Below are 9,585 nucleotides of genomic sequence, written 5' to 3' on the forward strand. Positions count from 1 at the left end.
CCGGACGGATGCGTCAGCCATTGCGATTGATCGCGATGCGGCGGACATTCTTCGCTTCGGCGGATTTCGGCACCGTTACGGTCAGCACGCCGTTCTTGAACGCGGCGGAGACCTTGTCCTCCTCGACGTCCTCTAGCGGTATGCGCCGTTCGAAGCGACCATAGTACCGTTCACTGAAGCGACGGGCCTTGTCTTCCGACTCCGATTTCTTCTCGCCGGAGATCGAAAGAACGCCATTTGCGATTTCCAGGCTGACGTCCTTCTCATCGAGACCGGGCAGCTCGGCGGTGATGCGCACCTCCTTGTCCGTCTCCTCGATGTCGATCTGCGGCCAGCCGAGCCCATCCAGAGTCCGGGAGGCAAACCCGAACGGTGCAACATCGAATCCGCGAAATACGTCCTCGAACATGCGATTCATTTCGCGGTGCAACGCAAGGAATGGATGTACTTCCGAGGCGCGCTGAAAACCGACCTCGCGCCCCTTGTTGTTCCAGGGAATGAGATCCTTAATAGCCATGGTTGTGTTCTCCCTCGATAGACTGACCTCCGCCGGGCACAGGACCGCCGCGGAAGTTAGTTTGCTGATATGAAGTTTTGAGTGTGGTCAGGCCGCTTGGCCGTCGATCTGCCGGACATCCGAAGCGGACGAACCCGCGATGGAAATCCGACGCGGCTTCATGGCCTCCGGCAGCTCGCGGACCAGTTCAATCCGGAGCAAGCCGTTGTCAAACGCCGCTCCCTTGACCTGGACGTAGTCCGCCAGATTGAACTGCCGCTTGAAAGGCCGCGACGAAATCCCCTGGTACAGGAATTCGCGCTGTTGTTTCTCGGCCTTCCGGCCTTCCACCGTCAGGACGCTTTGTTCTGCGGTGATCTCGATTTCGTCAGGCGAGAAACCTGCGACCGCCAGCGAGATCTGGTAGCGGTCTTCGCCCACGCGCTCGACGTTGCACGGCGGATAATTGTCCTCCGTGCCCGTCTGCTGCTGCGCGGCATCGACAAGGTCGAAAAGGCGGTCAAAGCCGATGGTCGACCGCCATAGGGGAGCAAAATCGTAGGTAGTCCTCATAGCCAAATCCTCCGTTGAGCAAGATGGATACGAGCAGGCCCCGGACACCTCCGGCGCCCGGCTCCGCCGGGCCCCTGAAGGGCGCCCGGTCCGCTTGTCGCGGCACACAAGAAATTAGAAAACGCCAATCGGATTTCAAGAGGGGGCAGGGATCCAGTTGCGCAATCCGCGCGGGCTGGAGGACGATCGTTAAAATTCCGGAAGTGGCGCCCATTAAATTCACGACCATCGAACCACCGCCACCGAAGCGGCGGTGGTTGGCTTGCGCTTTCTATTCAACTCCCGTCCCTGCCAACAGCTGCTTGGTGTTAAAGACGTCGTTATTGGCAAACGCCGAGTCTTTCGGCATCGCCGGGACAACGAAACTGGGCGGCAACAGGGTGTCCACTCTTGGTCCCTTCGTCTCCAAGTCAAAGTTCATCCACGGCATCGTCTCAAGATGGGGGATCGGCGGGAGCGGAAGATTCTCCGGAAATTTCGACGCTGCTTGCCGTGCCCCGTCATTGCTGAACGCGCTCTCTCTCGCAAGGCCTGTGGTGGGAGTCATGAGAGCGCCCGCCAGCACAAATGCCAACAGTCTTTTCATCATGTCATCCTCCGTAAAAGTTCGTCGGGCTCGTCATTGTGGTTCCGGACTCGCCCGCTGGCCGCCGAACGCACCACCAAAGAAAACGTTCCTTGGGCTGCGCCCGGTCATGCTGCGTAGGCGATTCCTTCCTCTTGGTGCGGAAAGCGGCTGTCGGGAGCCACATCCGTCGTCGCCACCCGATTGCCTGGGTCCAAGACGGATGCCAGCAAGGCCAAAAAGGGCGCCGTGCTTGCCGCAACGGTGTTGACGATCATTACAAGAACGATCGACGACGTAAGCATGGCCCCGGTATCCGCACGATTCGATCGTTCGGAGCCTAAGCGCGGTACAGGTCCGGCTGCTTACCGCCGGCACCGCGCCCGTAACTCTGCATCGCAGCCTGCACCTTTTGAAAAGCCCGCTGTTCGATCTGGCGGACGCGTTCGCGGGACACACCGTGTTCCGCAGCCAGCTCTTCAAGGGTCGGAGGCTCGTCCGTCAACCAGCGCGCGGTGAAGATTCGACGTTGGCGAGGGTTAAGCGTCTCGATGGCACTCTTCAGGGCCTGATGGCGATAAGCGGTCTCCTGCTGCTCGGCGAACGCTGTTTCCTGGGTTGGTGTGGGATCAACAAGCCAATCCAATGCATCGCCGGCCTTATCCTCGTCGTGGTGGACCGGTGCATTCAACGACACATCGCCCTGCAGACGCCGATTCATATCGACCACGTCTCGTTCAGCAACCTTAAGACGCTCGGCAATGAGGGCGGCCTGGTCCGGCCGCAAGTCGCCGTCGTGGAAAGCCGAGATCGCGCTCTTGGCCTGCCGCAGTTTGAAAAACAATTTCTTCTGGGTGGAGCTGGCGGCAACCTTCACATGGGACCAGGATCGAAGGATGTACTCCTGGATCGTGGCCCGGATCCACCACATCGCATAGGTGGCGAGGCGCACACCCCGGTCCGGATCGAAGCGCTTCACGGCCTGCATCAGGCCGATGTTGCCTTCGGAGACGATATCGGCGATCGGAAGGCCGTAGCCGCGATAGCGCATCGCTATCTTGGCGACCAGCCTGAGGTGGCTGGTGACCAGTTGAAAAGCGGCGTCGCGATCCCGATGCTCGCGCCAGCGCCTTGCGTAGGCGAGTTCTTCCTCTGGTGTGAGGATCGGAAATTTGCGGATTTCGGCGAGATATCTCGACAATCCGGCGTCGAGAGACGGAGGAGTCAGAGCGGATCGCCGCAGGGGAGTGATGTCGTAAGTCCTCATAGCCAAATCCTCCAAGGAGCAAGATGGGTACGAGCAGGCGGCGGGCACCTGCGGGCGCCCGTCTCGCCGGGCCCCGAGGGCGCCCGGACCGCTTACCGCGGCGGGCAAAAAACGAATAAATGGCCGTTTAGTTTCAAGTGGCAAACCGAGATTTTCCGCGGCGGGCGCGCGCTGGAAATCATTCAACTCGGCCTTGCAAGCCATCGCCGTTTCACTAAGTGGATCGACCGCCCGTGTTGCGATGGCAGCTTGATCGGTTCAACCCGGAGGGCTGGTCTCGGTTCGGGTACGAAATGAGGAGGTATAAGCAATGTTCTTCGAGCGCTCCGAAGTCGGAAAGTTGGTCGGGATGACAGGCTGCCTTCTGAGCATGCTGTTCATTCTGACAATTGTCATAACGGGTGCGCCAGCACCTTTGCAGTAGTCGCACAACGGCGGCTGGGGCCGTTGGCTGGAGCCGCCAACGCAAGCCGGATAGGGCCGGCCAAAGACGAAGGGTGCCGGCCGGGTGCCGAGGAGGCCGCGGTTCATTCCATGGAAGACCCATACGAACTGGCTTTAGCCATGCTTGGACTAGCGCTTACTGCCGTGATGCTCGTCGCAGGCGTCCTTTATCTCATCTCTACGCCGAGCCCTGAACCGACGTTTCCCGCACCCGTTCCTGGCAGTGTCTTCTAATTGCGAAGGGTTTGTGCCACGCGCGGGCCCGACCCCGTTGCATCGCAAAAACTGCGGGATGTGGGCCGGGTCTAACAGCCCGCATCCTCCTCGCGACATCCTTATCGTTGGGCGCCGACCCGCTGCTGTGGCGTCTGATGCATGAACCACAGCTGCAGGCCTGCCAGCCCGGCGACGATCAGCCCGATGCCGACGTGGGCCCATCTCGCTGTCGTCTGAGCCGAGAAACTCAGTACCCAAGGCGAAATCAGAACCCACACCCCGAGAAGGAGATTGATCCACTCCTCCCACGCGGCGAATTTCGTGAGCGCTGCGATCGCCACTGCGCCGATGATAATGCCGCTCACCCACGCGTTCGGCGCCGCAACGTGGTCGGATGCAAATCCGAACATCCATGGCGTCAGAAGCAAGAAAGCCGCGAGGATGAGATTGACCACGTCAACACCCGATTCTTTCATTTCAGCTCCATCATTCGACCTCCTACGTTGCAGATCACGTTGCATTACCATGCCCAGTTCAGGGCGTTGCCGTTCCAACGTGTTCAGCCGTCGAACCGGAACTCGTACACGGCGCGCGGAAGGCTCGACCCAGTCGGCTGCCCGTGCAATCATGCTGCGCGCGCTCCGTTGCTTAGTATTTCCCTTCGCTTGATCACCAAGCCCTCGGGCTCATCCAGATCGATCAAGGCGTCGATTACCTTGTCCAGCCGTGAGAAATCCGTCCGCGCCGTGCGGTGCGCGTCGAGCGCCCAGCGGCGCAGAATTTCGCGTTTCTGCTCATGCGATAGTTTGGACTGGCGGACGACCCGTTCGGGTTCGTCGAACGCCGCGGCGGGGTTGGCCAGCGCGCGGTCGAGATCAATTCCGTCGTTCGTGACCCTGGGCTCGAGCGTTCGCTCCACCCATTCAAGCTTGCGGGTGCATGATCGGAAATCGCAGGCTTGGGCGGCCCTTCGATCCCGATCGCCGGGTTTCGACTTGTCTGGCGCCGGGCAGCGGTCCTGGGTCGCCTCTGCAGGACCCTGCACGACGAAATTGAGGCCCTGTCGTTTGGCATAGGCCACGGCGGCCTCCGCGGATGGAAAGTCCAATTCTACCTGGGACAGGGTGTCCGTCCCGCCGGTCCATCCCATCAACGGTTCGACGAAAGGGGCCGTGCGCGGCTCGAAACGGAGCTTCCAACGCCGCGTGTTGGCTGTTCCGGAAGTCATTGCCGATCGCGCCGGCCGGTAGATCGTCGCCATCGCATCCGGCGGGAAAGCCCGTTGAGCGAACGGCAAGGTATTGCGGGGCAGGATGTTGTCCTCGCCCTTATGTTGCGGCATGCCAGCGCTGACGCCGGAGGGGTGATCGGGCCCCATACTCGAGCGCCATAGCAGGTTCAGGTCGTCGTTCCTCATAGCCCACATCCTCCGTGGAGCAAGATGGACAAGGGATGCCGGACGCCGTGGGCGTCCCACCATTTTCCATCGTCAGGCCCGGAAGAGGCGCATGCAAAAAAATTAGGAAGCGAGCTTGGCCTGTCAAGTGGAGTTGAAGGCCCGCGTGATGAGGAGCCGACACGATCGCCTTGTCGCCGCTGGACCAGTCGCGCGTCGCGCGCGACGCCACTTTTTTTCGTTCACAAACTTTCGTCCAAGGAGAAGAGCAATGAAATTCCGTCCGCTTCATGATCGGGTGGTGGTCAAGCGCGTCGAAGCCGAGGAGAAAACCGCCGGAGGCATCATCATCCCTGACACCGCCAAGGAGAAGCCGCAACAGGGCGAGGTCGTCGCGGTCGGGCCGGGAGGGCGCGACGAGACCGGCAAGCTCATTCCGATCGACGTTAAGACCGGCGACCGGGTGCTGTTCGGCAAATGGTCGGGCACCGAAGTCAAGATCGACGGCATCGAATACCTGATCATGAAGGAAAGCGACATCACGGGCGTGTTGGTCGAGGCCAGTGCCGGTCGGAAGGCCGCTTGAACGCCCGTCCAATGTGATCGGGAGGAATGGAAACAGTATCATATAGCCCTGAAGGGGAAGGTCCCGGGCGCAAGCGCCAGATTAGGCTGCCCACAGAGGCCTGAGCGGGCGTTGTCGTCGCGATAGGAAATGCGGCGGCAGGAGCTAAGAGCACCCAGCGCGTCCACGACGATCTTGACCGGAAATTCCGGAGCGATCTAAATTGGTTTCATCGGGAGACCGACGGAGGAGGAGACGGAGTACAGGAAATGACCGGGGGGGCCCCACCTCCGTCCGAAATGCCGACAGCCCATGGCCTTCGCGCTGCAGCCCGGCGGCAAGCCGCCCAGGACATGGCGATGCCTTGCGTGCGAGATGCCGGATCCGCTTACCTCGCCCGAGTTGCAGGCCCTCATGAACGGCCTCCTCAAGGAAGCTCCGGCGTAGGAGCCGAGGCCCCTAGCGCGCTCTTCGCCCTCGTCCTCAGTCCTTGGTTCAGGCCGGCGGCAGTCCTCCGCGAGCGCATCGAGCGTCGGTCGCCGGATTTGCGGCATTTTTCGACCCCGTCCGATGGACAACTTGGACTTGGAACCCTAGCCGTCCCGACAAGTTAGGTCCAAGCCGTGAGGGAGGACCCCATGGAATTTGCTCCAATGGAGGAGCTGGACCGAAGACCGACTCGGATACTGCTCGTCGAGGACGAGTTTTTCGTTCGGGTCGACATAGCAGCTGCGTTTCGGGGATCAGGATTTCATGTGGTCGAGGCAGTGACCGCAGACGAAGCGTGGGCCTTCCTTGAAGCGGGAGAGTTGCCGGACCTGCTTTTGACCGATGTTCGCACACCCGGCGACCTCAATGGGCTCACTCTGGCAGAGCGGGTCCGCAGCAGGCTTCCGAACTTGCCAATCATTATAGCTTCCGCCGACATCACAAACGAGAAGGAAGCGACTCGGATCGGCAAATTTGTCTCCAAGCCGTATGACATCCAGTGCATCGTGCAACTGCTCGCAAATATTGCGGGCGAGCCACTGAAGTAACATGACTGCAAACACAATTCTGGTGGTGGAGAGCGAGATCCTCGTTCGCCAACCGCTCGCTCAATACCTTCGAGACTGCGGGTACAGCGTTATTGAGACGGCCAGCGGTGAAGAAGCTCGACAGGCATTCTCGAATGGCAAGCTGCGGATCGACGTAGCCTTGATCGACGTACACTCGCCAACCGAGAGCGGATTTGTGCTCTCAGCCTGGATCAGATCGCATTTCCCAGACGTGGAATTGATGTTGGCCGGCACCGTGGCGAAAGCCTTGCAGAGTGCCGGGGACCTTTGCGACGAGAGCCCGGCTGCTGGCAAACCTGCAGACTACAAACCGGTCCTGGATCACATCCGGCGGTTGCTGGCGAACAGAAAAGCTACGATTGCAAAGGACGAGCCGGACACAATTTTGCGCCCTGCAAAGCGTCTACACAATCGTTCGAGCGGCGGCCTACGAGTCCAATCCGACCACTTAACTTACTGTTCTTAGACTGGCGAGCTTCTGACCGACATCGTCAGTTGCCAAGCTATCTGCGGTCGGCCACGATTTTCCCACCAGATTTGCTCGCTCGAATGCGGCACAGCCGGAGTCTCCGTCCCAAGAGTGGATATCGCGCTGTATGATAAAAAAATGGCGCGCCCGACACGATTCGAACATGTGATTGAGCTAGCGCGTGGTCATCGGCTGGGCCGGATCGCGGCCCGGGAACAGCCAGCCCTGCGGGCGCGCCGCCATCCATCAGGTGCGCAGCAGATCGAGCAGCTTTGGCGACAGCATGACGTTACGGTCCTTGCCACCCTTGCCCTGCTCGACGCGGATGATCATGCGCTTACTGTCGATGTCGGAGACCTTGAGCGAGATGACCTCGGCGGCGCGCAGGCCGGCGCCGTAGGCCACGCTCAGCGCCGCCTTGTACTTGAGCCCGGGTGCGGCATCGAGCAGCCGCGCCACTTCCTCGACGCTGAGTACCACCGGCAGCTTGCGCGGCTCGTGAATGATATGGGTATGCTCGACGATATCGTGGCGCCTGAGCGTGACCTTAAAAAAGAACCGCAATGTCGAGACGGTCTGATTGATCGTCGGCACGCCAACGCCGCTCGCCGCCAGATGCAGCTAGTAGCCCGAGGAACGCAGCGAAGTTCTTGACCCTCTGCACGTAGTCATGTTGGGTCTTCGGCGCTAACTTGCGGATCGTCATGTCTTCGATCATGCGCCGCCGCAATGGGCTCATGGCCTCGTCGGTCATGGGGATGCTCCTGTGTTGAGTGAGGTTGTCGAAACCCTCGATCTCAAGACAGGACGCCCCGTTGCGCTATCGTCTTGGCTGTGCCGCCCGTCGCAGGGCCCTACCGCGCGAGCGGTTTAGTCCATTGACCCAGAAGAGACATGAGGCCGAGGCGAAGAGACGCAACATCCTTCCCTTTCTGACTGTGACCCGGTTCACAATCAGCCGGAGGCGATGTGATAAAATTGAAATGTATTGGGAGACTTTCAGGAAAACTGACCATCGTGCCTGCCCCGCTCTCGGCGTCGGCTCTTGATGACAACCGACGAGAGCTCAGGCTGGTCAGCAACAGATCAGGTGCGGCATGGAGTGCCCGAGCTGCGGCAGCGCCAACCCTGACGGTCACGACATGTGCCGCGACTGTGGCAGGCCGCTATCTGTGCGCTGCGCCGCATGCGGGTCCGAGAACCCGTCGGGCAAGAGATTCTGTGGCGACTGCGGCGCCCTGCTGATGCCGATAGGAGCGGCGCGAGTATTGGCAGGGGCGGGAGGGGCGATGTGCTCCGTACCGCGGGTATCAGAACCGCTGACCTTGCCACCGGCGCCAAGTTCATCCGCGGAGCGCCGTCAGCTCACAGTGATGTTCTGCGACCTCGTCGGTTCGACGGCGCTTGCGGCACAGCTCGATCCGGAAGATTTACGAGAAACCATTGCCGCATACCGCGATGGCGTCGCGGCGATCGTCCGGAAATATGGCGGCACCATCAGTCGCTACATTGGTGATGGCATGCTGATCCTGTTCGGCCATCCTTCGGCGCACGAGGATGATGCTGAACGCGCGGTGCGCGCTGCGCTCGAGATCGCCGCCGCCGGGCATGCGCCGGGCGCCCCGCCTGGACTCGAACTGCGGGTTCGTCTCGGGCTCGCGACCGGTCTCGTCATCATCGGCGATCTGATCGGCAGCGAGGCATCGGAGGCGCAGGCGGTGCTCGGTGAAACGCCGAATCTGGCTGCCCGGCTGCAATCGCTCGCTGAGCCGGATGGGGTGGTGATCGCCGAGGATACGCGGCGGCTGATCGGCGGGCTCTTTGATTATCAGGATCTCGGCGCAGTGACGCTGAAGGGCTTCGCCGTGCCGGTGCGCGCCTGGCGAGTGCTGCGCGAGGGGACAATGGAGAGCCGCTTCGAGGCGCTGCACGCGGCGGTCCTCACCCCGCTGGTCGGGCGCGAGGAAGAACTCGAGCTGCTGGGACGGTGCTGGGATCGCGCGCGGACGGGCACCGGCCAGGTAGTGCTGCTCGCCGGCGAAGCGGGGATCGGCAAGTCACGCCTCGTCGCGGCTCTCCAGGAGCATATCGAGGGCGAACCGCACACTCGCTTGCGCTATTTCTGCTCGCCGCGTCATCAGGACAGCTCGCTCTATCCCTTCATTGCGCAGCTCCAGCGAACCGCTGGTTTCGAGCGTGAGGACACACCGGGGATCAGGCTCGACAAGCTGCGGGCGACGCTGTCCCCTACATCGCCGCCCGACGAGGATGTGGCAATCCTCGCCGAGCTGCTATCGATCTCGACCGCCGATCGCAGCCTGCGGATTGTCGTCACGCCGCAGCGAAGGAAGGAAAAGACCTTCGACGCTCTGGTTCGACAGCTTGAAGCTCTGGCACGGCGACATCCAGTCTTGATCGTGTGCGAGGACGCGCAATGGATCGATCCGAGCTCGCGCGAGTTGCTGGACCGGACCGTCGAGCTGGTGGCGAGCCTGCCGGTGCTACTGCTGGTCACCCATCGCCCCGAGTTTCAGTC

General features: G+C 61.2%; 12 protein-coding genes and 1 pseudogene. 5 read left to right on the plus strand and 8 right to left on the minus strand.

The annotated features are described in order from the left end of the window. Window positions 1-13 precede the first annotated feature (13 nt). The 6 genes from C7G61_RS22255 to C7G61_RS22280 form a co-directional block, all read right to left on the minus strand. Entirely contained in the window at window positions 14-517 is a 504-nt protein-coding gene (locus C7G61_RS22255) for an Hsp20/alpha crystallin family protein (RefSeq protein ID WP_108518372.1), read from the minus strand. A gap of 87 nt (window positions 518-604) precedes the next feature. Next, on the minus strand, window positions 605-1,069 hold the full coding sequence (gene hspB, locus C7G61_RS22260; RefSeq protein ID WP_108518375.1) for a small heat shock protein HspB: 465 nt from the start codon (window positions 1,067-1,069) through the stop codon (window positions 605-607). 271 nt (window positions 1,070-1,340) lie between these two features. Continuing rightward, on the minus strand, window positions 1,341-1,658 hold the full coding sequence (locus tag C7G61_RS22265) for a hypothetical protein (protein ID WP_108518378.1): 318 nt from the start codon (window positions 1,656-1,658) through the stop codon (window positions 1,341-1,343). A 316-nt stretch (window positions 1,659-1,974) separates the two neighbouring features. Next, window positions 1,975-2,901, minus strand: a complete 927-nt coding sequence (gene rpoH, locus C7G61_RS22270; RefSeq protein WP_108518380.1) for an RNA polymerase sigma factor RpoH — start codon at window positions 2,899-2,901, stop codon at window positions 1,975-1,977. A gap of 779 nt (window positions 2,902-3,680) precedes the next feature. Next, the gene (locus C7G61_RS22275) at window positions 3,681-4,190 is read right to left on the minus strand and encodes an SPW repeat protein (RefSeq protein ID WP_244608409.1); all 510 of its coding nucleotides are present in this window, start codon (window positions 4,188-4,190) and stop codon (window positions 3,681-3,683) included. Further along, window positions 4,187-4,822 (minus strand): NADH dehydrogenase ubiquinone Fe-S protein 4, encoded by a 636-nt coding sequence (locus C7G61_RS22280; RefSeq protein ID WP_244608410.1) that lies wholly within the window; start codon window positions 4,820-4,822, stop codon window positions 4,187-4,189. Before C7G61_RS22280 ends, C7G61_RS22275 begins: the two co-directional genes overlap by 4 nt. 406 nt (window positions 4,823-5,228) lie before the next feature. Between C7G61_RS22280 and groES the strand changes: the two genes are divergently transcribed. From groES to C7G61_RS22295, 3 genes are all read left to right on the plus strand, one after another. Beyond that, the gene (groES, locus tag C7G61_RS22285; RefSeq protein ID WP_108518386.1) at window positions 5,229-5,543 is read left to right on the plus strand and encodes a co-chaperone GroES; all 315 of its coding nucleotides are present in this window, start codon (window positions 5,229-5,231) and stop codon (window positions 5,541-5,543) included. A 617-nt stretch (window positions 5,544-6,160) separates the two neighbouring features. After that, a complete protein-coding gene (locus C7G61_RS22290) occupies window positions 6,161-6,559 on the plus strand; it encodes a response regulator (RefSeq protein ID WP_108518388.1) in 399 nt (132 codons plus the stop codon). Window position 6,560: 1 nt separating this feature from the next. Next, window positions 6,561-7,046: a response regulator gene (locus C7G61_RS22295; RefSeq protein WP_108518391.1), complete on the plus strand. Its 486-nt coding sequence runs from the start codon at window positions 6,561-6,563 to the stop codon at window positions 7,044-7,046. Between the two features lie 249 nt (window positions 7,047-7,295). On the opposite strand, the gene C7G61_RS47245 is transcribed toward C7G61_RS22295, so the two are convergent. Both C7G61_RS47245 and C7G61_RS47250 read right to left on the minus strand, forming a co-directional pair. Beyond that, entirely contained in the window at window positions 7,296-7,643 is a 348-nt protein-coding gene (locus C7G61_RS47245) for a tyrosine-type recombinase/integrase (RefSeq protein WP_338026105.1), read from the minus strand. Further along, the gene (locus C7G61_RS47250) at window positions 7,597-7,803 is read right to left on the minus strand and encodes a hypothetical protein (protein ID WP_338026106.1); all 207 of its coding nucleotides are present in this window, start codon (window positions 7,801-7,803) and stop codon (window positions 7,597-7,599) included. The genes C7G61_RS47245 and C7G61_RS47250 overlap by 47 nt, the downstream gene beginning before the upstream one ends. Before the next feature lie 343 nt (window positions 7,804-8,146). On the opposite strand from C7G61_RS47250, the pseudogene C7G61_RS47490 reads away from it, so the two are divergent. Beyond that, window positions 8,147-8,272, plus strand: a pseudogene (locus tag C7G61_RS47490) (double zinc ribbon domain-containing protein); the annotation flags it as partial. Between the two features lie 150 nt (window positions 8,273-8,422). Beyond that, a partial coding sequence (locus C7G61_RS22310) for an AAA family ATPase (RefSeq protein ID WP_244608411.1) occupies window positions 8,423-9,585 on the plus strand: 1,163 nt, incomplete at its 3' end.

The organism is Bradyrhizobium algeriense, from assembly GCF_003062295.1.
GTDB classification, from domain to species: domain Bacteria; phylum Pseudomonadota; class Alphaproteobacteria; order Rhizobiales; family Xanthobacteraceae; genus Bradyrhizobium; species Bradyrhizobium algeriense.

Coding starts and splice junctions, on each gene's coding strand:
- C7G61_RS22255 (WP_108518372.1), bottom strand. CDS start 517: ATGGCTATTAAGGATCTCATTCCCTGGAACAACAAGGGGCGCGAGGTC.
- hspB (WP_108518375.1), bottom strand. CDS start 1,069: ATGAGGACTACCTACGATTTTGCTCCCCTATGGCGGTCGACCATCGGC.
- C7G61_RS22265 (WP_108518378.1), bottom strand. CDS start 1,658: ATGATGAAAAGACTGTTGGCATTTGTGCTGGCGGGCGCTCTCATGACT.
- rpoH (WP_108518380.1), bottom strand. CDS start 2,901: ATGAGGACTTACGACATCACTCCCCTGCGGCGATCCGCTCTGACTCCT.
- C7G61_RS22275 (WP_244608409.1), bottom strand. CDS start 4,190: ATGATTGCACGGGCAGCCGACTGGGTCGAGCCTTCCGCGCGCCGTGTA.
- C7G61_RS22280 (WP_244608410.1), bottom strand. CDS start 4,822: ATGGCGACGATCTACCGGCCGGCGCGATCGGCAATGACTTCCGGAACA.
- groES (WP_108518386.1), top strand. CDS start 5,229: ATGAAATTCCGTCCGCTTCATGATCGGGTGGTGGTCAAGCGCGTCGAA.
- C7G61_RS22290 (WP_108518388.1), top strand. CDS start 6,161: ATGGAATTTGCTCCAATGGAGGAGCTGGACCGAAGACCGACTCGGATA.
- C7G61_RS22295 (WP_108518391.1), top strand. CDS start 6,561: ATGACTGCAAACACAATTCTGGTGGTGGAGAGCGAGATCCTCGTTCGC.
- C7G61_RS47250 (WP_338026106.1), bottom strand. CDS start 7,803: ATGACCGACGAGGCCATGAGCCCATTGCGGCGGCGCATGATCGAAGAC.